We start from the raw sequence: 25,223 nt of genomic DNA, 5'->3' as shown, positions 1-25,223 counted from the left end.
CCGGCAGATCACAACCTGGCCGAGGAGGACCCGGTGGCCCTCACCGGACCTGGCGCGGCAATCCCGGGGTCAGCCAAGGTGGACGCTGGTCTGGATTCCGCCGGCTGACAGGCCGAGATTCCGGGCCAGCGCCAGGGCTCCGGTGTTGCTGACGTCCGTCCGCCATTGCAGCGTGAGCCCCGCGGCCAGCGCCTCGTGCGCCGCGATGGAAGCGGCCAGCGTCCCCAGGCCCCGCCGCCGCCATGCCGGGTCCACCAGGACACCCAAGTGGGCCAGCAGGCCCTCCCACTCGGAGTAGGCTCCGCAGGCAAGCGGCACGCGGCGGCCCTCCACCTCGTGGACGATCGTGTAACGGTTTTCGAGGTCCGACAGGCCCACCTCGTTGACGTCGTCCGGCGGGCAGTTGCCCTCCAGTTCGATGGCCTCCGGGTTGCCGTGTGAAACAGTCATCTCTTCCGGGGGCTGCTTCAGGGGGAGGTCGTCCGCGAAGAACAGGGCTGCGGCGCCCATCCCATGGCCGCCGTGGGACCGCGTCAGCGTCATGAGCGTTACATGCTGGGCCATCTCTTCGTCGGCGATGCCCTCCGCGGCGTCGATGACCCACTGCGGGCCCACCAGGGCAGAGCTGCCAAAAAGCCGGACAAACTCCACCGTCCGGGCATTGTCGTCCGCGCGGACGATCCGTTCCCCGGACGCCAGGGCGGATCCGAAGGCGTCGTCCTCGAGTCCCAGGTGCCGGGCCCACGCGAGCTGGATGATGGCTGCGGAACCGGGGTCAAGTGTCATGCCTCCAGCCTAGGGCGGGCAGCGCGCGCCGCAGAACAGGACACCACGGCAGCAGGGGAGGACCTGGCCTCCCGGCGACAACTCAGCCGAACAGGACGGCGGCTTCGTCGTAGCGTTTCTGCGGGACGGTCTTGAGCTGTCCGAGCGCATCCTGGAAGCCCACGTGCTCTATGTCCGTTCCCTTGAGCGCCACCATGGTGCCCCAGTAGCCTTCCACCACGGAGTCGATGGCCGCCATGCCCAGTCGGGTGGCCAGGACGCGGTCGAAGGCGGACGGCACGCCGCCGCGCTGGATGTGGCCCAGGATGGTGGCGCGGGTTTCGATGCCGGTCCGGGCTTCCAGTTCCGGGGCGAGTTGGTCCGCGATGCCGCCCAGACGGGGGCGGCCGAAGGTGTCCAGGCCGCGCTCGGAATGCGGGGTCTCCATGTGCTCCGGGACGAAACCTTCCGCCACCACCACCAACGGCGCACGGCCGCGGGAATGGGCTTCCTTCACCCACTCGGTGATCTGCTCGATGCTGACCTTCTGCTCCGGGATGAGGATGGCGTGCGCGCCGGCGGCCATGCCGGCGTGGAGGGCGATCCAGCCGACGTGCCTGCCCATGACTTCGGCAATCATGCAGCGGTGGTGGGACTCACCGGTGGTGCGGAGGCGGTCGATCGCTTCGGTGGCGATCTGCACAGCGGTGTCGAAGCCGAACGTGTAGTCCGTGGCGTCAAGGTCGTTGTCCACCGTCTTGGGCACGCCGACGATCTTCAGGCCTGCGTCCGTGAGGCGCTTCGCCGCAGCGAGGGTTCCCTCACCGCCGATGGCGATGATGGCATCAATTCCCAGCCGGTCCATGTGGGCTTTGATGACCTCGGGACCGCCACCGTTTTCGAACGGATTGGTACGTGAGGTGCCCAGGATGGTGCCGCCCTGCTTGGCGATGCCGCGGACCATGGTCCGGGGGATATCGATGATGTCGCCCTCAACGACGCCGCGCCAGCCGTCGAGGAAGCCCACGAACTCGTGGCCGTGGATGGCAATACCTTTGAGGACCGCGCCGCGGATGACCGCATTCAGGCCGGGGCAGTCGCCACCGCTGGTAAGAATTCCGATTTTCATGTCTCGCTCAAATCCTGGGGAGAGGGTTTACAGGCAGAGCGCCACGCTGAGCTCACATAGATTCTAGTGGCGTGTGTGGGGTACGACACAAACTGGTTACACAAAGCCCCCGCTCCGGTGCAGCTGGAGCGGGGGCCTTGTGGTGCTGTTGTCAGGGACGGTTCAGGGACCGCCGCTCGAGGAATACCTGGAGCGGGATGACGTCCTTCTGGTCCGGCAGGATCACCCAGGCCAGGAGGTAGAAGATGACGGCCGGGCCGGGGAGCAGGCAGAAAACCAGGAACGCGATGCGGACGAAAGCAACGTCCACGTTGAGCTTGGCAGCCATTCCTCCCAGTACGCCTCCAAGCCACCGTTCCGGTCCGCGTTTCAGGCCGAGGCCCCTGACGATGCTGAAAAACTTGTCCATGGTTCAAGACTTCCGTGTTGTTGGGCCGTTGTCACGTTTCCGGGCGGAGAGGAGGCCGCCGAGCACCAGGGCCGCGCCTGCCCCGATCATGAGTCCGATCAGGACGTAGGTTCCGTTGAGGGCGACGATGCCCAGTTGGGCGATGATGATCAGTGCGGCGAGGGCCAGGACGATCAGGCCCCAGACGATGGTTCCCACGCGTGCCCCGGAAGATGGGGCAGGAGAGGCGCCTGCCGCCGTCGTGCTTCCCTGTGCATGCGGATCCGGAATGTACGGGTTTGGGCCCGTAGTTTGGCTGCTCATGTCACTTGCCTTCCTGGATGGTGACGTTGCTGACAGTGCCGTTGATCTGGATCACCAGGTGGCTGCCGGGCTTGTCGGTGTTGTAGCTGCCCTGCCGGGTGGTGATGCCGCCCCGCTGGTTCCCGCGTTCGTTCAGGTTGCCGAGGGTCATGTCCGCCTTGATGTCCACGGGCACCTCGCCCGGGATGATCACTGTGACGTTGCTGGCGGTGATGTCCAGGGGGACGCGGACCTCCGAGGTGAGCGGGGTATCCAGGGGCATGGCCGTAAGGTCAACGGTTCCGCTGCCGGCCGTGATGTCGAATCCGCCGCTGGCCTGCTCGATGCTCGTCGGTGCCCAGTCAACGTGCTGGAAGCGGACGCGGTCTCCGTTGTTGCCCACCACATTGAAGATTCCTCCTGTGATCAGGGCCGCCACGGCAAAGAACGAGAGGATGCCGGCGGTCCGGCCGCGGAGGCCAAGAATGAGGATGCAAATGCCCAGGACGGCTGCCGCGCTGGCCCAGGCAACCGCGTTGGCGGAGTTGCCGAGGTCGATGACGTTGGTGAGGTCCAGGGCTTTCAGGCCAGCGCCCACCAGCAGCGCACTGCCTGCAGCGATTGCGACGGCGGGAGTTCCGGGACCTGCGGCGCGCACCCTGGGAGTGGGGGGCGGAACCGGCGACGGCCGGCCGCCGCTGTATCCACCGCTGCCCCATCCACCGCTGCCGGAACCGCTCCCGGCACCAGCTCCGGTGCCACCGACAGTCCCGCCGTAGGGGTTGCCGGCAAACGGGCCGCTGCCTGCGACGTCTGAGTACGGCGGGGTAGTTGGAGTGGACGTCCCCGCTGGGTAGGCAGCCGCGCCGGCCGTAGCTGCACTGGCCGGCGTGCCTGGGGCTGTTTTGTTGCGCTGCACCAGGTAGTACACCAGGTAGATGGCACCGCCGACCCACAACAGGGACCACAGGAAGGGGCCAACACCCCGGTTGCCCCAGCCCCAGAAGCCGTTGCCGAGCCCGCTGAATCCTGCCACCACCGTGATCAGTGAACCCGTCATCCCGGTGGTCCAGCGCCCCGCGCCGGCTTCCTGGACGTGGATGCGCCCGTCGGGCTCAGGCAAGAAGGCCCAGGCAAGTCCGTAGAGAAGCACGCCGATCCCGGCGAAGAGGGCAAGGATGATGAAGACGCCGCGGACAATCAACGGGTCGATTCCCATACGCTGCGCGATGCCGCTGGAAACGCCCCCCACCCAGCGGTCCTGGCCGCGGCTGATTCCCTGGCTGCGGACCCAGCCGAAGAAGTCGGTCTGCTGGTCCGGGACTCCGGCATAGGAGTAGCTGCCGCCGCCAGGAGTTTCCGGCTGCGGAGGGCCCTGGGACCGGTGACCATGCGGATAGTCCTGGGCGGACTCCTGCGCAGTTTCGAAGACTGGTTCATGCGCTGGGCCCGGGCTTGCGGAATCCTGCGGCGATGCGGAGGCAGAAGGAGGCAGAACCAGGGGCTGAGTGGGGTTCCCGCGCCTGGGGAGGGGCTCTGTGGGATTCTCCTTTTCCGGGCTGGCTGGGGGATCTTCCGGCGTGCCGTCATGGGGGTTTGGGGTTAGCGAGTTCATACTTCGATCGTGCCGCCCCCGGCTGGGCCGCTCTACTGGGGGACACCCTGAGCCTTCCCTGAGGGGCCCCCGGTTCCCGTGCGAACCGGGTCCGGGAGACCCTGATCCGTGCTTGGATTGAACCATGACATCCGCGCCCGCCCGCCCGCCGCTGGTCCGGAGCAGCGACCGCTTCATTGCGGGGGTCTGTTCAGGCCTCGCCGCGCATCTTGGGCTGCCGGTGAACACTGTGCGTGTGGGGATGGTCCTGGCGTCCCTTGCCGGAGGTGCCGGCGTCGTGTTCTACGCCTGGCTCTGGATCATGGTGCCCACCGCTTACGAAAGCGCCCGGCGGCAGGGACGGCGGCCGGCGTCGCCCATTGCTCCTGCCGTGAGCCTCAAGCCCTTGCCGGCCGGGACTACGGTGGATCCCTTCAAAGGCGTTCCTGCCGGCGGCTCCCCGGGCGGTTCTCCCGCCGGCGCCGGTATGGGCACGCCGTCGGCTAACGCCGGCCCCGGCATGGTTGCAGGAGCAGGACTGGCCGCGGAGGAGGTGCCGGCACCCTGGTTCCGGTTCCGCGAGATGCGGTACGGCAAGGAGATCCTGCTCGGTGCCGGGCTGCTCCTGGTGGCGGGCATCCTGAGCGCCCAACTGCTGGGCGTGGACGTTCCCTTGGGGACCATCATCCCCGCGGCCGCGGTCCTGGGCGGGGCCTCCATCGCCTGGATGCAGCTTGATGAGACCCGCCGGGCCGGGCTGGTGGACAAGACCAAAGCAAACCAAGCGGGCGGCTGGGCCCGGCTCGCCGCCGGCTTGGCGTTGGTGGTGGCGGGCGTCCTGGTGATGGTGTCCGGCTCCGGTTCCTGGGAGCAGACCTGGCTGGCGCTGCTGGCATCCGTGGCCGTCCTCGGCGGGGTGGTGCTGGTCCTGCTGCCGTGGGCGCTGAAGTTCTGGCGCGACCTCGAAGCTGAACGCGCCGGCAGGATCCGCGAGACCGAACGCGCGGAAATCGCGGCACACCTTCACGACTCGGTCCTGCAGACGCTGGCACTCATCCAGCGGCGCGCCGCCAACGAGCACGACGTCGTCCGCCTGGCCCGCGCGCAGGAGCGGGAACTCCGGGGCTGGCTATTCGGCGACCCCGGAAAGGACTCCGGGCTGCTCTCGGACCGGATCAAGGCGGTCGCCGGGGAAGTGGAGGACCTGCTGGGGAACGCAGTGGAGGTGGTCAGCGTGGGAGACACCGAGGTCACCGAGGGGCATGAGGCGCTGATCCAGGCCAGCCGTGAGGCAATGCTTAACGCGTCGCGGCACGGCGGCGGCGCGGTATCGGTCTATCTTGAGGCCACCCGCGGGCGGGCCGAAGTGTTCATCAAGGACCGGGGTCCCGGCTTCGAACTCCAGGACGTCCCCGAAGACCGGCTGGGCGTGCGGGAGTCCATCATCGGCCGGATGAACCGGCACGGAGGCTCGGCCACCATCACCAGCACCAGTGAAGGCACGCAAGTCCGGCTGGGGTTCCCGGCCGCGCAGGCGGAGAAGCAACCGCAGTACACGGAAGGCAAACCATGAATACAGCACAGGGAGCCGGCAACGGGACCAACCGCGCCACACAGTCTGTCCGGGTGGTGCTCGTGGATGATCACGCGATCTTCCGTTCAGGCCTGAAGGCCGACCTCGATCCGAGCGTCCAGATTGTGGGCGAGGCCGCCACCGTGGAGCAGGCCATCGCCGTGATAGCGCAGGAACGGCCGGACGTGGTGCTGCTCGACGTCCACCTGCCGGGCGGCCTCGGCGGCGGCGGCCGCGAAGTGATCGCCGGCTCGGCGGCACTGCTGTCCACTACGAGGTTCCTGGCGCTCAGCGTCTCGGACGCGGCGGAGGACGTGGTGGCGGTCATCCGGGCTGGAGCCCGGGGCTACGTCACCAAGACCATCTCCGGGGCCGAAATAACCGACGCCGTATATCGGGTGGCCGGAGGAGATGCCGTCTTCTCGCCGCGGCTGGCCGGCTTTGTCCTGGACGCCTTCGGCACCGCCCCGGCCGACATCGCGGATGACGAGCTGGACAGGCTCTCCGCGCGGGAGCTCGAGGTGATGCGCCTCATCGCCCGCGGCTACAGCTACAAGGAGGTGGCCAAGGAGCTTTTCATCAGCATCAAGACCGTGGAAACCCACGTCTCGGCAGTACTCCGCAAACTCCAGTTGTCCAGCCGGCACGAGCTGACCAAGTGGGCCGCCGAACGCCGCCTCCTCTAACCCCCACGCAACGCTCTCTCACTTGATGCGCCTTAAACCCGAACGCTCTCTCACTTGATGCGCCTTAAACCCGAACGCTCTCTCACTCTCCTGGAGGGAGTGATAGAGCGCTCCGGTTTTTCCCACGTTAAGTGAGAGAGGGTGCCTACTGGGCCTTGCCCAGGAAGTCCTGCAGGCGCTGCACACCGGTGGCGAGGTCATCGTCGCCCAGTGCGTACGAAAGGCGCAGGAAGCCGGAGGGGCCGAAGGCCTCACCCGGAACCACTGCCACCTCGACCTCGTCCAGGATCAGTGCCGCCAGCTCAGCGGAGGTGTGCGGCGTGGCGGTGCCGGACGCCGTCGGGAATTCCTTCCCCAGCAGCGCGCGGACGTCCGCGTAGACGTAGAAGGCGCCTTTCGGCGTCGGGCACTCCACCCCGTCGATGGCGTTCAGGCCCGCAACGATGGCCTTGCGTCGGCGGTCGAACGCCACCTTCATCTCGTCGACGGCGGTCAGGGGACCGGAAACGGCGGCCAGGGCGGCGATCTGCATGATGTTGGAGACATTGGACGTTGCGTGTGACTGGAGGTTGGTGGCTGCCTTGATGACATCGGCCGGGCCGATCATCCAGCCCACGCGCCAGCCGGTCATGGCGTAAGTCTTCGCGACGCCGTTGAGGATGACGACCTTGTCGCCCAGCTCAGGGGCGGCGGTCGCGATCGAGGTGAAGGGAACGCCGTCGTACGTCAGGTGCTCGTAGATCTCGTCGGTGACCACCCACAGGCCCTTTGACGCCGCCCATTTGCCGATCTCGGCAACCTGCTCCGGCGAGTAGACCGAGCCGGTTGGGTTGGACGGCGAGACGAAAAGCAGGATCTTCGTTTTGTCCGTGACAGCCGCCTCAAGCTGTTCAACGGTGACTAGGTAGTCCTGCTCCGGGCCGGCGAAGACCTCCACGGGCACGCCACCGGCAAGCCGGATGGCTTCCGGGTAGGTGGTCCAGAATGGAGTGGGAACAATGACCTCGTCACCCGGGTCCACCAGGGTGGCGAAGGTGTTGTAGACGGCCTGCTTGCCGCCGTTGGTCACCAGCACCTGGGAAGGGTCCACGGCGTAGCCGGAGTCGCGCTGGGTCTTCTCGGCGATGGCCTTCTTCAGTTCGGGCAGCCCGCCGGCAGGGGAGTAGCGGTGGTATTTCGGCTGGCCCGCCGCCTCAATGGCGGCCTGGACGATGTAGTCCGGGGTGGGAAAGTCGGGTTCACCCGCGCCGAAACCAATGACCGGCCGGCCTGCTGCCTTCAGCGCCTTCGCCTTGGCATCAACGGCGAGGGTTGCGGATTCGGCAATGGCGGAAATGCGCTGGGAAACGCGGGCGGCAGACATGGCAGGTCCGTTCTTCGCTTGCAGCCTGGCGGCTGGAATGTGGGATTCGACGAGTTCTACTCTATGCTGTTCAGCGGACCCTCCGGGTTGCCCGTTTTGATTTGTGACTGTTCCGGTCAATGTCAGCCAGGGGCAGCAGTCGGGGGCCGGAAACGGGCCGGTTCGACGAACGCGAAGTTGTTGCGTAGACTGGTTCACCGGTGTTGAAACACGGATGATGACGTGCGCCCCAGTGCAGCTGGCGGTTCGTCATCGGAGAGTGGAATTCACTCCATAGGGTAGTGGCGCAATTGGTAGCGCAGCGGTCTCCAAAACCGCAGGTTGCAGGTTCGAGTCCTGTCTGCCCTGCGCAAGCTGCCCCGGGCGAAAAACCGGGGCAAGCGCAGCAACCATGGTTCTGATCAGGGCCGGGTAATCCAACATTGCAAAGATGAGCGAGGACCAGGTGACCGAAACAGCTGCCAGCAGCTCCAAGGGCCGCCCAGCTAAGAAGGACGCCAAGGCAAACTTCTTCGCCCGTATTGCACTCTTTGTCCGCCAGATCATCGGCGAGCTGAAGAAGGTTGTTGCACCAACCCGCAAGGAACTGATTAATTACACACTCGTGGTGCTGGTGTTCGTAGGCATCATGATGGTCATCGTCAGCCTGCTGGACATTGGCTTCGGATCCGCCGTCGGCTGGCTCTTCGGCGGTAAAGGCCCCACGGACAGCTAAGGCTGCACCGTCCGCAGGCTGTGTGTTCCATCCGGGAATCCGGAGGGAACACGCGGTGTGCGGAATTGAGCCATTTAAATAGGCATGTTAGGCAATGAGGAAGCAGGAGACCAAGTGTCTGAGCAGGAGCTCGAGGTAACCGAGACTGAGCTGGAAGAGTCCGCGGACATCACGGCAGAAGCCGGTGACGAGTCTGGGGTTGAATCCTCCGCGCCCGAATCCGATGACGCCGATTCCGATGACTTCGACGCAGAGGCCGATGACGAGGCCGGCTCCGAGGGACAGTCCACCGACGCCCTCGCCGCTGCCGCCGCCAAGGCCGAGGTAGACCCCGCAGAAGAGTTCAAGGCCAAGCTGCGCCGCCAGGAAGGTGACTGGTACGTCATCCACTCCTACGCAGGTTACGAAAACCGCGTGAAGGCCAACCTGGAAACCCGCATCCAGACCCTGGACATGGAAGATTACATCTTCGAGATCCAGGTCCCGATGGAAGAAGTCGTTGAGATCAAGAACGCTCAGCGCAAGGTGATCAACCGCGTCCGCATCCCGGGCTACGTGCTGGTCCGCATGGACCTGACCGACGCCTCCTGGGGCGCCGTCCGGCACACCCCCGGCGTTACCGGCTTCGTGGGCAACGCCCACAACCCGGTGCCGCTGCGCCTTGATGAGGTCTTCTCCATGCTCGCCCCCGTCTTCGAGGAAGAGCAGGCCGAGAAGGGCAAGCCGGTCAACAAGCAGAACCAGGCTCCGGTGGACGTTGACTTCGAGGTCGGCGAGTCGGTCATCGTCAAGGAGGGCCCCTTCGAGACCCTTCCCGCCACGATCTCCGAGATCAAGGTCGAATCCCAGACCCTCGTGGTGCTGGTTTCCATCTTCGAGCGCGAAACCCCGGTCACCCTGGCGTTCAACCAGGTCACCAAGATCTGATTATCCAAAGAATTCGTCCCGGCGCTGCCCGCTTAGCGGCACCGGAACGGCCGGCCGCCTCGCCATGGCGGCCAAAAACCTGAGGCACGCTCCTGTGCCCCAGGACGTTATTGAGAGAAGGACCCTACATTGGCTCCCAAGAAGAAGGTCACCGGCCTCATCAAGCTGCAGATCCAGGCAGGTGCCGCTAACCCGGCTCCGCCGATCGGTCCTGCGCTTGGCCAGCACGGTGTCAACATCATGGAATTCTGCAAGGCGTACAACGCTGCGACGGAAGCCCAGCGCGGAAACGTCATCCCCGTGGAAATCACGGTCTACGAGGACCGTTCCTTTACGTTCATCACCAAGACCCCGCCGGCTGCAGAGCTCATCAAGAAGGCTGCAGGCGTCGCCAAGGGTTCAGCTACCCCGCACACCGTCAAGGTTGCCAAGCTGACCCAGGCCCAGGTCAACGAGATTGCTTCCACCAAGATGGAAGACCTCAACGCCACCAGCCTCGAAGGCGCCGCGAAAATCATCGCCGGCACCGCCCGCTCCATGGGTATCACCGTCGAAGGCTAGTCGCTTCCGTCGTCTTGGCGTCGGGCTCGGGAAACCGATCACGACGACGGGCGGCACCGCCGGGACGACCGGCACCACCTACATAGAAATGTTGGGAACCGGGCACGGATAACGAGTCCGCTCACCAACTGTGGCAGGGCCCAGCGCGGTCCGCAGACCACAACTGCACAAGGAGAAACAAGCAGCATGGCAAAGCGCAGCAAAGCATATGAGGCAGCAGCCGCCAAGATCGACGCGGAGAAGTTCTACGCGCCGTTCGAGGCAGTAACCCTCGCCAAGGACACCAACCCGTCCAAGTTCGATGCCACCGTAGAGGTTGCATTCCGCCTCGGCGTCGACCCCCGCAAGGCTGACCAGATGGTCCGCGGCACGGTCAACCTGCCCCACGGCACCGGTAAGACCGCCCGCGTCCTGGTGTTCGCCACCGGCGACAAGGCTGAGGCTGCAATCGCCGCCGGCGCCGACTTCGTTGGTTCCGATGACCTGATCGAAAAGATCGCGGCCGGCTGGACCGACTTCGACGCCGCCGTCGCCACCCCTGACCTCATGGGCAAGGTTGGCCGCCTCGGTAAGGTCCTGGGTCCGCGTAACCTGATGCCGAACCCGAAGACGGGCACCGTGACCCCTGACGTCACCAAGGCCGTCAACGACATCAAGGGTGGAAAGATCGACTTCCGCGTCGACAAGCACTCCAACCTGCACTTCATCATCGGCAAGGTGTCCTTCGACGCCGTCAAGCTGGCCGAGAACTACGCAGCAGCGCTGGAAGAGGTGCTTCGCCTGAAGCCGTCCGCTTCCAAGGGCCGTTACATCCAGAAGGCTACTGTCGCCACCACGTTCGGTCCCGGCATCTCCGTTGACCCGAACGTCACCAAGGTTCTGACCGAGGCCTAAATCCTCACCTGAACTTCTGGCTGCGGACCCGTCCGCAGCCAACACAACCGCCCGGCACCTGTGCTGGGCGGTTGTGTTTTAAGCGTCCGTCCCGGAAGGGTTGCGTTGTGCCTAAGCTGTAGAAATGGCCGGACCGGAGTTGGATGGCGTCCCGGGGACGCCCGATGCCCTCACGATTTCCGCCGTCGACGTCCTCCTGGCACCTGGCAGCGGAACGGTGGCAGGCGCCCGGGAGGCAACTGCCGACTTCAAGGTGTGCCATGCCATGCGCGTGGCCCACGAACTGGAGCTGTGGGGCAACCTGGACCGCTGCCCCACGCTGGCGGAAGCCGTGGAGTTCTGGCGGGGCAATGAGTACGAGGAGCGGCAGCTTTACCTTGCCAGGCTAGGCCGGGAACCGGTGGGCTTCTGCTCTGTGACGCTCCCGCTCCGCGAGAACACGCACACCGCCGGAATCGACGTCCTCGTCTCCCCGGCCCACCGGCGCCGGGGTTTGGGACGCATCCTCCGGGAACACGCCGAAACCGTAGCCCGGGAGCGGGGCAGGACGTCCTTGGACGCCTATCACGAGGTCCCGCTGGAGTATGCGGACGGAGCTGTCCTGCTGCCCGCCAAATCCGGTGCGGGGGGCCTGCCGCTCACCGCGCCCGCCGTAGCCTTTGCCCTCGTTTCCGGCTACGAGCTGGAGCAGGTTGAGCGATCCAGCCGCCTGGAGCTGCCGGTGCCGCCGGAACTGCTGGACCATTTGGAGGCCGAAGCCTCTTCCCGGGCCGCAGGCTACGGACTTACCGGCTGGGACGATCACTGCCCGGAGACCCTGGTGGACGCCTTCGCCCGGCTAAAGGCCAGGATGACCGAGGACGTTCCCATCGCCGGCATGGACTGGGAAGGCGAGGACTGGGATGCCGCCCGCGTGCGGGAGGAGGAACGGACGCTGCTCGGGGGCGGAGTGCAGTCGGCAGTGACGGCGGCCCTCCACCTAAGTACGGGCGAGCTGGTTGCCTACACCGTCCTGAACTGGCGGCCCGGGGTCCCCGACACGATCGCCCAGCAGGACACGCTCGTTGCCGGAGGACACCGCGGCCACCGCCTCGGGCTCCTGGTGAAACTGGCGAACCTCCGGCGCGCCCAGGACAGGTGGCCGTCCGCGCGTTCGGTGTTGACGTGGAATGCCATTGAAAACCAACATATGCTGGCCATAAATATTGCCCTTGGATTCAGGCCCGCCGGCTATGAAGGTGAGTGGCAGAAACGGCTGGGATGAAGACGCCAATGGCAAAAGACGTGAAGATCGAACAGCTCTGGATCCCCGACTCACTCGAGTCCCCGGACGCCGCAGACTTCCTTGCCGCCGTCGAGGTGGGCCGGAAGGTCCGGATGCAGACCTGGGGGAGTGACGACCTCGCCTACGAGCCGCTGGAAAAGCTCCTGGAATTTGAAGACCCCTATGAGCGGCAGCTCATCCTGGTGGCCAAAGTGGAGGGCGAAATCGTGGGCACCGTGGACATCGCCTTGCCCCTCACCGACAACCTGGACCTCGCGGAGTTCACGCTGGACATCCTGCCGGAATTCCAGCGCCAGGGCGTGGGCAGGCGGCTGCTCCAGGCCGCCGAACAGCTGGCCCGGGCAGAGGGGCGCACCATGATCCTGGTGGACACCAACCACCCGGGTGCGTCGCTTCACGAGTTCGAAAAGGCTCAGCTTGTCCCCGGTTCCGGCCAGGGCTTCGTGCCGCTTGAGAGCCGCGAAGTAGAGTTCGCGCAGAAGACCGGGTACACGCTCCAACACATTGAACAGTTCAGCTCCTGCGCCCTGCCGCTGGATTCGAAGCTGGTTGCGGATCTGCAGGCCGAAGCGGAAGAGGCCAACAACGGCCGCTACCGGCTGCACCACTGGACGGACCGGTGCCCGGACCAATGGCTCGAAGCTGTCGCCGTCCTTGAGAACCAGGCGGGGGCCGACGTCGATCCCTCCTTGGAAGCGCCCGTTGAGCAGGACATGGTGTTCGACGGCGGCATCCTCCGGGAAGCGGAAGACGTCGCCATCGCGCAGGGGCGGCGGACGGTGGTCACCGCCGTCGAGCACCTCGCCACCGGCGCCCTTGTGGGCCTGACCACCATCACTGTCCTGGCTCACCGCGCCGACGTTGTCTTCCAGGACGACACACTGGTGCTGCAGGAACACCGCGGAAACAAGCTCGGCCTGCTGATCAAGGTGGCAAACATGGAACGGCTCACCGAACAGTTTCCGGATGCCCGGATCATCTACACCTGGAATGCGCCGGAAAACCGGTACCTCCTGACGGTCAACAAGCAGCTGGGGTTCCAGACGGCCGGGGTCACCGGCATCTGGCAGAAAGAACTCCCGCAGCTGGGCACAAGCACCAGCTGAGGGCGCGATTTGGCGCAGTGATGGCTCTCCCGTAGACTTGAAGGACCAAAGACCGTCGGTTGTTGGAAATCCACTCTCTCGAACATGGCTCAACTCTGCAGTTGTGCGCGGGAGGCGCAGTGGGTTTCTGGACGAAGGACCCTTAACGTAGGGCGGCCGGCGCAGGTGAACGAAGCAGCAGCTCCATGGGATATCCGTGTTGAGCCAAGCCCCGTGCATCTGCGCGGGGCGTTTTTAGTTTTAGCTCACCTTGAGCGGGGACCGTCGAATACCGGCACTATCCCCGGAAGGAGGGTTATGGCAACGCCTACCAAGGTTTCAGCAGTAGCTGAGATCACTAACGATTTCAAGGAATCGAACGCCGCTGTCCTGACCGAATACCGCGGGCTCACCGTTGCACAGCTCAAGCAGCTGCGTGTTTCTCTCGGCCAGGACACCAAGTTCGCGGTCGTCAAGAACACCCTGACCGCCATTGCAGCCAAGGAAGCCGGCGTTGAAGCATTCAACGACCAGCTCTCCGGCCCCACTGCAATCGCGTTCATCAAGGGTGACGCAGTTGCCGCTGCCAAGAGCCTGACGGATTTTGCCAAGACCAACAAGCAGCTCGTCATCAAGACCGGCTACTTCGAGGGCAAGGCTCTGAACGCCAGCGAGGTTGCCGCACTGGCAGCACTCGAGTCCCGTGAGCTGCAGCTCGCCAAGGTTGCAGGCGTCCTCAAGGCCCCTGCCGCCGCCGCTGCACGCATCATTGACGCACTGCGCCTCAAGCTTGAAGAAGAGAACGGTGCACCGGCAGCTGCCGAGGCGCCTGCCGCTGAAGAAGCACCTGCCGCAGAAGCTGAAGCCCCGGCTGACGCTCCCGCAGCTGAAGAGAACTAAGTCTCTTCACCCCACCAGACTCCGGTGTGATGCCCGGCCCCGTGCCGCTGAACACCACAACAGGAAGGACGCCTACCATGGCGAAGCTCAGCAACGAAGAGCTCATTGAAGCTTTCAAGGAACTGACCATCATCGAGCTCTCCGAGTTCGTCAAGCTCTTCGAAGAGACCTTCGAAGTTACCGCTGCTGCTGTTGCAGTTGCCGGCCCCGCCGGTGGCGCAGCTGCTGAAGAGGTTGAAGAAAAGACCGACTTCGACGTCGTCCTCGAAGCAGCCGGCGACAAGAAGATCGCAGTGATCAAGGAAGTTCGCGCCATCACTTCCCTGGGCCTCAAGGAAGCAAAGGACCTGGTTGACAGCGCTCCCAAGGCTGTCCTCGAAGGTGCAACCAAGGAAGCTGCCGAGAAGGCCAAGGAGCAGCTCGAGGCTGCAGGCGCCACCGTTACCCTCAAGTAACAACGCCGTTTCCGCGAAAAGCCCCGCCCACATCTTGTGGGCGGGGCTTTTGCGTTCCCAGCCCAACTAGGTAGCGCGAAGTGTCGTTTTGAGGGTTCAAAACGACACTTCGCGCTACCTAGTTGGGTCCGGGGAGGTCAGGCGGGGTCGCTGATGTCCGCGACCACGGCACCCAGTGCTGCGGTCAGGGCGTCCGCGTCCACGAAGGCACTGTAGCCGTGGGCCCCTGCGCCCATCGAGATCCTGCGCCCGGTCACGGTGGAGTCCGCATAGACCGGCCAGCTCTTGGTGCTGCCCAGCGGGGTGATGGTGCCGCGTTCATAGCCGGTTGCATCCAGGGCCACGTCCGCGGGCGGCAGCGACAGCTTGTTGACGCCCACCAGTGTCCGCAGTTTGGGCCACGAGATCTGGCGGTCGCCGGGAATCAGCGCAAACAGGAACGAGCCGTCCTTGTGCTTGACCACCAGCGACTTCACGATGTCCCCCGGCGTGATTCCCAGGATGCCGGCTGCTTCCTCGAGGCTTTTGGCGGCGGGTCTTTCGACGACGTCCACCTGCAGGCCGCGGGCGGCGGCATCGGCCAGGAAGCGTCCATGTCCGACGCCGTCCGCGTCCTTCCTGATCTGGCCCGCCATTAGTCGCGGTACAGCAGGAGCGCTTCGCCCTGCCCGCCGCCGCCGCACAGGGACACTGCCGCCTTGCCGGTTCCGCGGCGCTTGAGTTCATGGGCTGCATGCACGGCCAGGCGGGCGCCGGAGGCCCCGATAGGATGGCCCAGCGCAATTGCCCCGCCATGGATATTGCACCTCTCAAGCGGGTAGTCCAGGTCCTTCAGTGACTGCACCGCCACCGATCCGAAGGCCTCGTTGATTTCAATGAAGTCGAGGTCAGCAGCGGTCCAGCCCGCCCGTGCCAAAGCGTCCCGGATGGCGTTGGACGGCTGGGAGTGCAGCGAGTTGTCCGGTCCTGCCACCTGCCCGGGCTTCCCAACCACAGCAAGGTACTCAAGGCCGTGTTTCTCCGCATAACCGCGGGAGGCCAGCACAAGGGCGGCCGCCCCGTCGGACAGGGGAGAGGAGTTCCCTGCGGTGATGGTGCCGTCCGTGACGAAGGCGGCGCGCAGGCCGGCGAGGGAATCCACGGAAGTGTTGGGCCGGACCCCTTCGTCCGTGGACACCACGATGGGGTCGCCCTTGCGCTGCTTCACGCTGACCGGGACGATCTCGTCGTCGAACGTTCCATTCTTGGCAGCCAGCGCGGCACGTTGGTGGGACTGCGCCGCGACGTTGTCCTGGGAGGTCCGGTCGATCCCCAGGGCCAGGTTGCGGGTCTCGGTGGAGAGGCCCATGGACTGGCCGTCGAAGGCGTCAGTCAGGCCATCGTGGGCGGCGGCGTCCAGTGCCTGGATTGAGCCGTACGTCCACCCCTGCCTGGAGCCGGGCAGCAGGTGCGGGGCCCGGGTCATGGATTCCTGGCCGCCGGCCACCACAACGTCCGCCTCCCCGGCCCGGATAAGGCGGGCAGCGTCGATCACCGCGGTGAGCCCGGACAGGCACACCTTGTTCACGGTCACGGCAGGGACGTCCCAGCCGATGCCGGCGCCGATGGAGCTTTGCCGGGCGGGGTTCTGGCCGGCGCCCGCCTGCAGCACCTGGCCCATGATGACGGCGTCCACGTCGGCGGCGTCCGTGCCGCTGGCTTCCAGGGCAGCCTTGATGGCGCGGGCCCCGAGCTCCACCGCGGTGAAGCTTGCCAGTTGACCGTTGATCCGGCCCTGCGGTGTGCGCGCTGCTGCGAGTATGACAACGTCAGTGTTGTCAGGAGAGTTGCCCATGGTTATCTCTTCCGGTCTGTATTCGGTGTAGGCCACCAAGGGTACCGTGACCCTGGTCACCTAACTATTCAAACGCAGGTCCCGCCAGGTGCATTCCGCAAAGCGAGGTGCATCCCGGAAAGCGGGCGGCGTCCCGGGGGCTTGTTCAGGGGGCCCTTCAAATGGTGCCGTAGAGCTGGGCGGAAACCGGTGCTTGCAATCGGGCCGGATGTGGGGTAGACATGTAGGTTATTTTGCCGTATCGTAGATATTTGCGTCTTCCCTGTTTACCTTCAGCCTTCATATAGCGGTGGGCTTTGCCTGGCAGCTGACAATCAACGTGCCGTCAACAACGTCACAGCATGGTCAGCACGGGCCCCGGGTCATATAGCGGAACCGGACTGGTAGCACTGCGGAGCATTCCGCAGGGTGCACAGCGGGGGAGATCTGAAAACGCCTGAAGGTCTGTGGAAGGATCCCTCTTGGTCGCCTCGAGCACCTCTAATAACGAAACCGCTAACACCGCCGACAGCACTGATGGTGCCACTCGCCGGCTCTCATTCGCAAAGATTCACGAACCTCTTGACGTTCCGAATCTGCTTGCCCTCCAGACGGACAGCTTCGACTGGCTGGTCGGAAATGAGCGCTGGCAGGCACGCGTAGCGAAGGCTGTCGAAGAAAACGATCTCAGCGTCGCCACTACGTCCGGCCTGTCGGACATCTTCGAAGAGATCTCCCCGATCGAGGACTTCCAGGGCACCATGTCCCTGAGCTTCTCCGATCCGGAGTTCGCTGACCCCAAATACACCATGGCCGAGTGCAAGGACCGGGACGCTACATACTCGGCTCCGCTGTACGTCAAGGCCGAGTTCATGAACAACAACACGGGCGAAATCAAGCAGCAGACCGTGTTCATGGGTGACTTCCCGCTGATGACCGAGAAGGGCACCTTCGTCGTCAACGGCACCGAGCGTGTCGTCGTCTCCCAGCTGGTCCGTTCTCCGGGCGCCTACTTCGAGCGCGCCGCCGACAAGACCAGCGACAAGGACATCTTCACCGCGAAGATCATCCCGTCCCGCGGCGCCTGGTTCGAACTGGAAATCGACAAGCGCGACCAGGTCGGCGTGCGCCTCGACCGCAAGCGCAAGCAGTCCGTCACGGTCCTGCTCAAGGCCCTCGGCTGGACCGAAGGCCAGATCCTCGAGGAGTTCGGCCAGTACGACTCCATGCGGGCAACCCTGGAGAAGGACGCCACCGAAACCCGCGAAGACGCGTTGCTTGACATCTACCGGAAGCTGCGCCCGGGCGAGCCGCCCACCGTCGAGGCCGCCCAGTCGCTGCTGGACAACCTGTACTTCAACTCCAAGCGCTACGATCTGGCCAAGGTTGGCCGCTACAAGATCAACCGCAAGCTTGGCATCGACCGCTCCCTTGGCGACAAGGAAGCTTCGGTCCTGCACGTTGAAGACATCGTTGCCATGATCAAGTTCCTCGTCGCGCTGCACGCCGGCGAGAAGACCATCAAGGGCACCCGCGATGGCCAGGAGGTGGACCTGCGCGTCGAAATCGACGACATCGACCACTTCGGCAACCGCCGCATCCGCGCCGTCGGCGAGCTCATCGAGAACCAGGTCCGCACCGGCCTGTCCCGCATGGAGCGCGTTGTCCGCGAGCGTATGACCACCCAGGACGTCGAGGCCATCACGCCGCAGACCCTGATCAACATCCGCCCCGTGGTCGCCGCGATCAAGGAGTTCTTCGGAACCTCCCAGCTCTCGCAGTTCATGGACCAGAACAACCCGCTCTCGGGCCTGACCCACAAGCGCCGCCTGTCCGCGCTTGGCCCCGGTGGTCTGTCCCGTGACCGCGCCGGCATGGAAGTCCGTGACGTGCACCCGTCCCACTACGGACGTATGTGCCCCATCGAAACCCCTGAAGGCCCGAACATCGGCCTGATCGGTTCGCTGGCTTCCTACGGACGCATCAACCCGTTCGGCTTCATCGAGACCCCGTACCGCCTGGTCAAGGACGGCGTCGTTTCCGATGACGTCCAGTACCTGACGGCCGACGACGAGGCCGAAGTGCTGATCGCCCAGGCCAACGCGCCGCTGGACGAGAACAAGAAGTTCGCCGAAGAGACCGTCCTGGTCCGTGCCCGCGGTGGTGGAGGCGAGCCTGTCCTCGTTCCCGCCGCAGACGTCGAGTTCATGGACGTTTCCCCGCGCCAGATGGTGTCCGTGGCTACCGCCCTGATCCCGTTCCTCGAGCACGACGATGCCAACCGCGCACTCATGGGTGCCAACATGCAGCGCCAGGCCGTGCCGCTGGTCCGTTCCGAGGCTCCGTTCGTGGGCACCGGCATGGAGCGCGCCGCAGCCGTCGACGCCGGTGACGTTGTCATCGCGAAGAAGGCCGGTGTGGTCACCGAGGTTTCCGCCGAGCTCGTCATCATGCTCAACGACGACGGCACCGAGACCAACTACCGCATCAACAAGTTCGCCCGCTCCAACCAGGGCAACTGCTACAACCACCGTGTCCTGGTGAACGAAGGCCAGCGCCTGGAAGTTGGCGGCATCATCGCCGACGGTCCGGCAACGGACCAGGGCGAGCTCGCCCTCGGCAAGAACCTGCTCGTGGCATTCATGTCATGGGAAGGCCACAACTTCGAGGACGCCATCATCCTCTCGCAGCGCATTGTTGCCGAGGACGTTCTTTCCTCCATCCACATCGAGGAGCACGAGATCGATGCCCGCGACACCAAGCTTGGTGCCGAGGAAATCACCCGTGACATCCCCAACGTGTCCGAGGAAGTCCTGGCGGGCCTGGACGAGCGCGGCATCATCCACATCGGTGCCGAGGTTGAAGCCGGCGACATCCTGGTCGGAAAGGTCACCCCGAAGGGTGAAACCGAGCTGACCCCGGAAGAGCGCCTGCTGCGCGCGATCTTCGGCGAGAAGTCCCGCGAAGTGCGCGACACCTCCCTGAAGGTGCCCCACGGGGAGTCCGGCACGGTCATCGGCGTGCGCGTCTTCGACCGCGACAACGACGACGAGCTGCCCCCGGGCGTCAACCAGCTGGTCCGCGTCTACGTCGCTGCCAAGCGCAAGATCACCGACGGCGACAAGCTCGCCGGCCGCCACGGCAACAAGGGTGTCATCTCCAAGATCCTCCCCGTTGAGGACATGCCCTTCCTGGCCGACGGTACCCCCGTTGACATCGTCCTGAACCCGCTGGGTGTTCCGGGCCGTATGAACGTGGGCCAGGTGCTCGAGACGCACCTCGGCTGGGTTGCCAAGACCGGTTGGAAGATCGAAGGCGAGCCCGAATGGGTCAAGCAGCTGCCGAACCTGCCGCGCGAGAGTGGCCAGACCACTGTTGCAACGCCGGTGTTCGACGGCGCCCGCGAAGAGGAAATCACGGGCCTGCTCGACTCCACCAACGTGACGCGTGACGGCGAACGCCTGATCAACTCCTCCGGCAAGACCCGCCTGTTCGACGGCCGCTCCGGCGAGCCGTTCCCGGATCCGATCTCGGTCGGCTACATGTACATCCTGAAGCTCCACCACCTGGTGGACGACAAGATCCACGCGCGCTCCACCGGCCCGTACTCCATGATCACGCAGCAGCCGCTGGGTGGTAAGGCACAGTTCGGTGGCCAGCGCTTCGGTGAAATGGAAGTGTGGGCGCTCGAAGCTTACGGCGCCGCCTACACGCTCCAGGAGCTCCTCACCATCAAGTCTGACGACATCCATGGCCGCGTGAAGGTATACGAAGCCATCGTCAAGGGCGAGAACATCCCCGAGCCGGGCGTTCCCGAGTCCTTCAAGGTCTTGATCAAGGAAATGCAGTCGCTGTGCCTGAACGTGGAAGTCCTCTCCACGGACGGAACCACAATTGAAATGCGTGACTCTGATGACGCAGTCTTCACGGCTGCGGAGGAACTGGGTATCGATCTGTCCCGTGCAGAGCCCAGTTCCGTAGAAGAGGTCTAAGGAGTCCGACGACGACGGGCCGGTGCCCGTCGTCGTCCTCCTTCCTCATCCCGCACCCAAGACTTCAGAATTTAGAGAACAAGAGAGAACAGGGACCATATGTCCAGCGAATCCTCCTTCGGCCTCATGCAGATCGGCCTCGCCACCGCGGAAGACATCCGCGGCTGGTCTTACGGCGAGGTTAAGAAGCCGGAAACCATCAACTACCGCACGCTCAAGCCCGAGAAGGACGGCCTCTTCTGCGAGAAGATCTTCGGCCCCTCCCGGGACTGGGAATGCTACTGCGGCAAGTACAAGCGCGTGCGCTTCAAGGGCATCATCTGTGAGCGTTGTGGCGTTGAAGTCACGCGCGCAAAGGTCCGCCGCGAACGCATGGGCCACATCGAACTGGCCGCTCCGGTCACGCACATCTGGTACTTCAAGGGTGTTCCCTCACGCCTGGGCTACCTCCTTGACCTGGCGCCGAAGGACCTCGAAAAGGTCATCTACTTCGCCGCCTACATGATCACCAGCGTTGATGAAGCCGCCCGCCACGAGGAACTGCCCAACCTGCAGGTTGAGCACGACATCGAGAAGAAGCAGCTCATCGACAACCGCGACTCCGACATCGCGGCGATCGCCCGCGACCTCGAAGGCGAAATCGCCCGCCTCGAAGGCGAAGGCGCGAAGGCTGCCGACAAGAAGAAGGCCCGCGACTCCGCGGACCGCCAGATGGCCAACGTGCGCAAGCGCGCGGACGCCGACATCGAGCGCCTCGAGCAGGTCTGGGACCGCTTCAAGAACCTCAAGGTCGCAGACCTCGAAGGTGACGAAGGCCTGTACCGTGAGCTGCGCGACCGCTACGGCATGTACTTCGAAGGCTCCATGGGTGCCGAAGCCATCAAGAAGCGCCTTGAGAGCTTCGACATGCAGGCCGAGTCGGACCTGCTGCGCGACATCATTGCCAACGGCAAGGGCCAGCGCAAGACCCGCGCCCTGAAGCGCCTGAAAGTGGTCAACGCGTTCCTGACCACCAACAACAGCCCGCTTGGCATGGTCCTCGACGCCGTCCCGGTGATCCCGCCGGAACTGCGCCCCATGGTCCAGCTGGACGGCGGCCGCTTCGCGACCTCCGACCTCAACGACCTGTACCGCCGCGTGATCAACCGCAACAACCGCCTCAAGCGCCTGCTTGACCTCGGTGCTCCGGAGATCATCGTCAACAACGAGAAGCGCATGCTTCAGGAAGCTGTTGACAGCCTCTTCGACAACGGCCGCCGCGGCCGTCCGGTCACCGGACCGGGCAACCGTCCGCTGAAGTCCCTGAGCGACATGCTCAAGGGCAAGCAGGGCCGTTTCCGCCAGAACCTCCTGGGCAAGCGCGTCGACTACTCGGGCCGTTCGGTCATTGTCGTCGGTCCGCAGCTGAAGCTGCACCAGTGCGGCCTGCCCAAGCAGATGGCGCTGGAGCTCTTCAAGCCGTTCGTGATGAAGCGCCTGGTTGACCTCAACCACGCCCAGAACATCAAGTCGGCCAAGCGCATGGTTGAGCGTTACCGTCCGCAGGTCTGGGACGTGCTGGAAGAGATCATCACCGAACACCCGGTGCTGCTCAACCGTGCACCCACCCTGCACCGCCTCGGCATCCAGGCCTTCGAGCCGCAGCTTGTTGAAGGCAAGGCAATCCAGCTCCACCCGCTGGTTTGTGGCGCCTTCAACGCCGACTTCGACGGCGACCAGATGGCAGTCCACCTGCCGCTGAGCCCCGAAGCCCAGGCTGAAGCCCGCATCCTGATGCTGTCCTCCAACAACATCCTGAAGCCCTCTGACGGACGCCCGGTCACCCTGCCGTCGCAGGATATGATCATCGGCCTCTACCACCTGACCACCAAGCGGAAGGGCTCGGCCGGTGAAGGCCGCATCTTCGGCTCGGTCGCAGAGGCCATCATGGCGTTCGACGCCCGCGAGCTGCACCTGAACTCGCAGGTCAAGATCCGCCTCGAAGGCTTCGTGCCGTACGCCGGCTGGGAAGCTCCGGAAGGCTGGGAGCCGGGCCAGCCGGCACTCGTCCAGACCTCCCTGGGCCAGGTTCTCTTCAACGAGACCCTGCCCGAGGACTACCCGTGGGTTGAGGCTGTTGCCGACAAGGGCGAACTGTCCCGCATCGTCAACGACCTCGCCGAGCGCTACCCGAAGGTCGTCACCGCGGCAACGCTGGACAACCTCAAGGATGCCGGTTTCTACTGGGCCACCCGCTCGGGCGTTACCGTCGCCATCTCGGACATCGAGGTTCCGGCCGCAAAGCCTGAGATCCTCGCCGGTTACGAGGAACGCGCTGCCAAGATCCAGGGCCAGTACGACAAGGGCCTGATCGACGACGACGAGCGTCGCCAGGAACTGATCGAGATCTGGAACAAGGCAACCAACGAGATCGCCCAGGCAATGCGCGACAGCCTGTCGCCGATGAACACCATCAACCGCATGGTGTCCTCCGGTGCACGTGGTAACTGGATGCAGGTCCGCCAGATCGCGGGTATCCGTGGCCTGGTGGCCAACCCGAAGGGTGAAATCATCCCGCGTCCCATCAAGTCCTCCTACCGCGAGGGCCTGTCGGTGCTGGAGTACTTCATCGCCACGCACGGTGCCCGTAAGGGCCTGGCTGACACCGCGTTGCGTACCGCAAACTCGGGTTACCTGACCCGTCGCCTTGTGGACGTGTCCCAGGACGTCATCGTCCGCGAAGAGGACTGCGGCACCGAGCGTGGCCTGGTCACGCCCATCGCCGTCGCCGATTCCAACGGTGAGCTGGTCCTGGACGAGAACGTCGAGAACAGTGCCTACGCACGCACCCTCGCCGTCGACGTCGTGGACTCCACGGGCAAGGTCCTTGCGGCCGCCGGCACCGACTGCGGTGACGTGGTCATCGATGAGCTCTTCAAGGCAGGCATCACCGAGGTCAAGGTCCGCTCCGTGCTCACCTGTGAGTCCAGCGTCGGCACCTGCGCCCTCTGCTACGGCCGTTCGCTGGCCACCGGCAAGACCGTGGACATCGGTGAGGCCGTGGGCATCATCGCCGCACAGTCCATTGGTGAGCCCGGTACCCAGCTGACCATGCGTACGTTCCACACCGGTGGTGCAGTCTCCGCCAGCGGTGGCGACGACATCACCCAGGGTCTGCCCCGTATCCAGGAGCTCTTCGAAGCCCGTACTCCGAAGGGTGTCGCGCCGATTGCCGAAGCAGCCGGCCGCATCACCATCGAAGAGTCCGAGCGCCAGATGCGCCTGGTCATCACTCCCGATGACGGAACCGAAGAGATCGCGTACCCGGTCCTGCGCCGTTCACGCCTGCTGATCGAGGATGGCGACCACGTCACCGTCGGCCAGAAGCTGATCAACGGACCGGTGGATCCCAAGCAGGTCCTGCGCATCATGGGCCCGCGTGCAGCACAGAAGTTCCTGGTGGACGAGGTCCAGGGCGTGTACCGCAGCCAGGGCATCGGTATCCACGACAAGCACGTCGAGGTTATCGTCCGCCAGATGCTGCGCCGCGTCACGGTCATCGAGTCCGGCGAATCGGACCTGCTGCCCGGCGAGCTCGCCGAGCGCAGCCGCTTCGAGGATGCCAACCGCCGCGTTGTGTCCGAGGGCAAGACTCCGGCATCCGGACGTCCTGAGCTCATGGGTATCACCAAGGCGTCGCTGGCCACTGAGTCCTGGCTGTCCGCAGCATCCTTCCAGGAGACCACCCGCGTCCTGACGCAGGCGGCCATGGAGGGCAAGAGCGATCCGCTGCTGGGCCTCAAGGAGAACGTGATCATCGGTAAGCTGATCCCGGCCGGCACGGGCCTCCCGCGCTACACCGAGGTCACCGTGGAGCCCACTGAAGAAGCAAAGGCCAACCTGTTCACCGGCCCCAGCGCGTTCAGTGACTTCTCGTACGACACCCTGGGTGGGGATGGAGCTCCCGAGTTCCACGCCATCCCGCTGGATGACTACGATCTCGGCAACGACTTCCGCTAACCCCTAAAGCAACGCGGGGTCACTTACGGCCCAATCCGCACCCCGGATTGGGCACGTAGTGACCCCGCGTTGCTGTTTAAGCCCGGGTGCACCGGGGGAGTACGGCCTGATTAAGGCGTGGAGCCCGTCCATGCTAGACTTGTTACCAATTGTTATTGTGGCAGTGGATGAGTGCGCCGGTACCAGCTGAAAGGCTGAACCAGAGCGACGTTTCCGGTTTGCAGGGTTCTTGTGCAACGTATGCCACATTTTTGCATGCCTAGGGGCCATTGAAGACGCGAGTCAGTTCCTTGGATGCGATCCGACTATTAAGGCTTCGCCTTCGCCGCCATGGAGAACTTCTTCAAGGCCCGGGCGGCGGGGCAACGCAAAGGAGAGTGGCCGGAAGCGGCCACTCCGGATAAAACGGAGAACACGAGAGTGCCTACGATTAACCAGCTGGTCCGCAAGGGCCGCACGCCTAAGGTCTCAAAGACCAAGGCTCCCGCGCTTAAGGGCAGCCCCATGCGCCGCGGTGTCTGCACCCGCGTCTACACCACCACCCCGAAGAAGCCGAACTCGGCTCTGCGTAAGGTGGCCCGTGTGCGCCTCAACGGCGGCGTGGAAGTTACCGCCTACATCCCCGGTGTTGGCCACAACCTGCAGGAGCACTCCATTGTGCTCGTTCGCGGTGGTCGTGTGAAGGACCTTCCGGGTGTCCGCTACAAGATCGTCCGTGGCGCCCTCGATACCCAGGGTGTCAAGAACCGTAAGCAGGCACGCAGCCGCTACGGCGCAAAGATGGAGAAGAAGTAAT

General features: G+C 64.7%; 21 protein-coding genes and 1 tRNA gene. 14 read left to right on the top strand and 8 right to left on the bottom strand.

The genetic code is table 11. The features are described from left to right. Nucleotides 1-69: 69 nt before the first annotated feature. The 5 genes from Q9R30_RS06945 to Q9R30_RS06925 form a co-directional block, all read right to left on the bottom strand. Nucleotides 70-786 (bottom strand): GNAT family N-acetyltransferase, encoded by a 717-nt coding sequence (locus Q9R30_RS06945; RefSeq protein WP_104998654.1) that lies wholly within the window; start codon nt 784-786, stop codon nt 70-72. An 82-nt stretch (nt 787-868) separates the two neighbouring features. After that, nucleotides 869-1,894 (bottom strand): ATP-dependent 6-phosphofructokinase, encoded by a 1,026-nt coding sequence (locus tag Q9R30_RS06940; RefSeq protein ID WP_104998653.1) that lies wholly within the window; start codon nt 1,892-1,894, stop codon nt 869-871. 151 nt (nt 1,895-2,045) lie between these two features. After that, entirely contained in the window at nt 2,046-2,303 is a 258-nt protein-coding gene (locus Q9R30_RS06935) for a PspC domain-containing protein (RefSeq protein ID WP_311217148.1), read from the bottom strand. A gap of 3 nt (nt 2,304-2,306) precedes the next feature. Next, the gene (locus tag Q9R30_RS06930; RefSeq protein WP_234005399.1) at nt 2,307-2,606 is read right to left on the bottom strand and encodes a hypothetical protein; all 300 of its coding nucleotides are present in this window, start codon (nt 2,604-2,606) and stop codon (nt 2,307-2,309) included. A 1-nt stretch (nt 2,607) separates the two neighbouring features. Then, nucleotides 2,608-4,200, bottom strand: coding sequence for a PspC domain-containing protein (locus tag Q9R30_RS06925; protein WP_311217147.1), 1,593 nt, complete (start codon nt 4,198-4,200; stop codon nt 2,608-2,610). A gap of 124 nt (nt 4,201-4,324) precedes the next feature. On the opposite strand from Q9R30_RS06925, the gene Q9R30_RS06920 reads away from it, so the two are divergent. Beyond that, the gene (locus Q9R30_RS06920; RefSeq protein WP_311217146.1) at nt 4,325-5,752 is read left to right on the top strand and encodes a PspC domain-containing protein; all 1,428 of its coding nucleotides are present in this window, start codon (nt 4,325-4,327) and stop codon (nt 5,750-5,752) included. After that, nucleotides 5,749-6,438, top strand: coding sequence for a response regulator transcription factor (locus Q9R30_RS06915; RefSeq protein WP_104998649.1), 690 nt, complete (start codon nt 5,749-5,751; stop codon nt 6,436-6,438). The genes Q9R30_RS06920 and Q9R30_RS06915 overlap by 4 nt, the downstream gene beginning before the upstream one ends. Before the next feature lie 145 nt (nt 6,439-6,583). Here Q9R30_RS06915 and Q9R30_RS06910 read toward each other — a convergent pair whose 3' ends face one another. Then, entirely contained in the window at nt 6,584-7,801 is a 1,218-nt protein-coding gene (locus tag Q9R30_RS06910; RefSeq protein ID WP_311217145.1) for a pyridoxal phosphate-dependent aminotransferase, read from the bottom strand. A gap of 275 nt (nt 7,802-8,076) precedes the next feature. Between Q9R30_RS06910 and Q9R30_RS06905 the strand changes: the two genes are divergently transcribed. From Q9R30_RS06905 to rplL, 9 genes are all read left to right on the top strand, one after another. Next, a tRNA-Trp gene (locus Q9R30_RS06905) sits at nt 8,077-8,149 on the top strand. A gap of 82 nt (nt 8,150-8,231) precedes the next feature. Then, a complete protein-coding gene (gene secE, locus Q9R30_RS06900) occupies nt 8,232-8,516 on the top strand; it encodes a preprotein translocase subunit SecE (protein WP_104998647.1) in 285 nt (94 codons plus the stop codon). A gap of 114 nt (nt 8,517-8,630) precedes the next feature. Next, nucleotides 8,631-9,443, top strand: a complete 813-nt coding sequence (nusG, locus tag Q9R30_RS06895; protein ID WP_104998646.1) for a transcription termination/antitermination protein NusG — start codon at nt 8,631-8,633, stop codon at nt 9,441-9,443. A 129-nt stretch (nt 9,444-9,572) separates the two neighbouring features. After that, on the top strand, nt 9,573-10,004 hold the full coding sequence (gene rplK / locus Q9R30_RS06890) for a 50S ribosomal protein L11 (protein WP_003803853.1): 432 nt from the start codon (nt 9,573-9,575) through the stop codon (nt 10,002-10,004). A 186-nt stretch (nt 10,005-10,190) separates the two neighbouring features. Next, nucleotides 10,191-10,898, top strand: coding sequence for a 50S ribosomal protein L1 (rplA, locus tag Q9R30_RS06885; RefSeq protein ID WP_104998645.1), 708 nt, complete (start codon nt 10,191-10,193; stop codon nt 10,896-10,898). A gap of 124 nt (nt 10,899-11,022) precedes the next feature. Then, nucleotides 11,023-12,162, top strand: coding sequence for a GNAT family N-acetyltransferase (locus Q9R30_RS06880; protein ID WP_311217144.1), 1,140 nt, complete (start codon nt 11,023-11,025; stop codon nt 12,160-12,162). Nucleotides 12,163-12,170: 8 nt separating this feature from the next. Next, a complete protein-coding gene (locus tag Q9R30_RS06875; protein ID WP_104998643.1) occupies nt 12,171-13,289 on the top strand; it encodes a GNAT family N-acetyltransferase in 1,119 nt (372 codons plus the stop codon). Nucleotides 13,290-13,586: 297 nt separating this feature from the next. Further along, entirely contained in the window at nt 13,587-14,168 is a 582-nt protein-coding gene (gene rplJ / locus Q9R30_RS06870; protein WP_104998642.1) for a 50S ribosomal protein L10, read from the top strand. A gap of 77 nt (nt 14,169-14,245) precedes the next feature. Further along, entirely contained in the window at nt 14,246-14,623 is a 378-nt protein-coding gene (gene rplL / locus Q9R30_RS06865; protein WP_013601842.1) for a 50S ribosomal protein L7/L12, read from the top strand. Between the two features lie 137 nt (nt 14,624-14,760). On the opposite strand, the gene Q9R30_RS06860 is transcribed toward rplL, so the two are convergent. Beyond that, the gene (locus Q9R30_RS06860) at nt 14,761-15,258 is read right to left on the bottom strand and encodes a YbaK/EbsC family protein (protein WP_311217143.1); all 498 of its coding nucleotides are present in this window, start codon (nt 15,256-15,258) and stop codon (nt 14,761-14,763) included. Continuing rightward, a complete protein-coding gene (locus Q9R30_RS06855; protein ID WP_311217202.1) occupies nt 15,258-16,457 on the bottom strand; it encodes an acetyl-CoA C-acetyltransferase in 1,200 nt (399 codons plus the stop codon). The genes Q9R30_RS06860 and Q9R30_RS06855 overlap by 1 nt, the downstream gene beginning before the upstream one ends. 461 nt (nt 16,458-16,918) lie before the next feature. Here Q9R30_RS06855 and rpoB point away from each other — a divergent pair, with 461 nt between their 5' ends. From rpoB to rpsL, 3 genes are all read left to right on the top strand, one after another. After that, complete coding sequence (gene rpoB, locus Q9R30_RS06850) at nt 16,919-20,428, top strand: DNA-directed RNA polymerase subunit beta (protein ID WP_104999808.1); 3,510 nt, start codon at nt 16,919-16,921, stop codon at nt 20,426-20,428. Nucleotides 20,429-20,527: 99 nt separating this feature from the next. After that, nucleotides 20,528-24,427: a DNA-directed RNA polymerase subunit beta' gene (locus tag Q9R30_RS06845; protein ID WP_104998639.1), complete on the top strand. Its 3,900-nt coding sequence runs from the start codon at nt 20,528-20,530 to the stop codon at nt 24,425-24,427. A 420-nt stretch (nt 24,428-24,847) separates the two neighbouring features. Next, nucleotides 24,848-25,222: a 30S ribosomal protein S12 gene (gene rpsL, locus Q9R30_RS06840; RefSeq protein WP_009358312.1), complete on the top strand. Its 375-nt coding sequence runs from the start codon at nt 24,848-24,850 to the stop codon at nt 25,220-25,222. Nucleotide 25,223: the final 1 nt, after the last annotated feature.

Source organism: Arthrobacter sp. AB6, from assembly GCF_031844545.1.
Taxonomy (GTDB): domain Bacteria; phylum Actinomycetota; class Actinomycetes; order Actinomycetales; family Micrococcaceae; genus Arthrobacter.
This window is presented reverse-complemented; position numbering and strand designations above follow the sequence as displayed.

Excerpts from the sequence above, each read along its gene's own strand:
- Q9R30_RS06945 (WP_104998654.1), bottom strand. The coding sequence starts at position 786 with ATGACACTTGACCCCGGTTCCGCAGCCATCATCCAGCTCGCGTGGGCC.
- Q9R30_RS06940 (WP_104998653.1), bottom strand. The coding sequence starts at position 1,894 with ATGAAAATCGGAATTCTTACCAGCGGTGGCGACTGCCCCGGCCTGAAT.
- Q9R30_RS06935 (WP_311217148.1), bottom strand. The coding sequence starts at position 2,303 with ATGGACAAGTTTTTCAGCATCGTCAGGGGCCTCGGCCTGAAACGCGGA.
- Q9R30_RS06930 (WP_234005399.1), bottom strand. The coding sequence starts at position 2,606 with ATGAGCAGCCAAACTACGGGCCCAAACCCGTACATTCCGGATCCGCAT.
- Q9R30_RS06925 (WP_311217147.1), bottom strand. The coding sequence starts at position 4,200 with ATGAACTCGCTAACCCCAAACCCCCATGACGGCACGCCGGAAGATCCC.
- Q9R30_RS06920 (WP_311217146.1), top strand. The coding sequence starts at position 4,325 with ATGACATCCGCGCCCGCCCGCCCGCCGCTGGTCCGGAGCAGCGACCGC.
- Q9R30_RS06915 (WP_104998649.1), top strand. The coding sequence starts at position 5,749 with ATGAATACAGCACAGGGAGCCGGCAACGGGACCAACCGCGCCACACAG.
- Q9R30_RS06910 (WP_311217145.1), bottom strand. The coding sequence starts at position 7,801 with ATGTCTGCCGCCCGCGTTTCCCAGCGCATTTCCGCCATTGCCGAATCC.
- secE (WP_104998647.1), top strand. The coding sequence starts at position 8,232 with ATGAGCGAGGACCAGGTGACCGAAACAGCTGCCAGCAGCTCCAAGGGC.
- rplA (WP_104998645.1), top strand. The coding sequence starts at position 10,191 with ATGGCAAAGCGCAGCAAAGCATATGAGGCAGCAGCCGCCAAGATCGAC.
- Q9R30_RS06880 (WP_311217144.1), top strand. The coding sequence starts at position 11,023 with ATGGCCGGACCGGAGTTGGATGGCGTCCCGGGGACGCCCGATGCCCTC.
- Q9R30_RS06875 (WP_104998643.1), top strand. The coding sequence starts at position 12,171 with ATGGCAAAAGACGTGAAGATCGAACAGCTCTGGATCCCCGACTCACTC.
- rplJ (WP_104998642.1), top strand. The coding sequence starts at position 13,587 with ATGGCAACGCCTACCAAGGTTTCAGCAGTAGCTGAGATCACTAACGAT.
- rplL (WP_013601842.1), top strand. The coding sequence starts at position 14,246 with ATGGCGAAGCTCAGCAACGAAGAGCTCATTGAAGCTTTCAAGGAACTG.
- Q9R30_RS06860 (WP_311217143.1), bottom strand. The coding sequence starts at position 15,258 with ATGGCGGGCCAGATCAGGAAGGACGCGGACGGCGTCGGACATGGACGC.
- Q9R30_RS06855 (WP_311217202.1), bottom strand. The coding sequence starts at position 16,457 with ATGGGCAACTCTCCTGACAACACTGACGTTGTCATACTCGCAGCAGCG.
- Q9R30_RS06845 (WP_104998639.1), top strand. The coding sequence starts at position 20,528 with ATGTCCAGCGAATCCTCCTTCGGCCTCATGCAGATCGGCCTCGCCACC.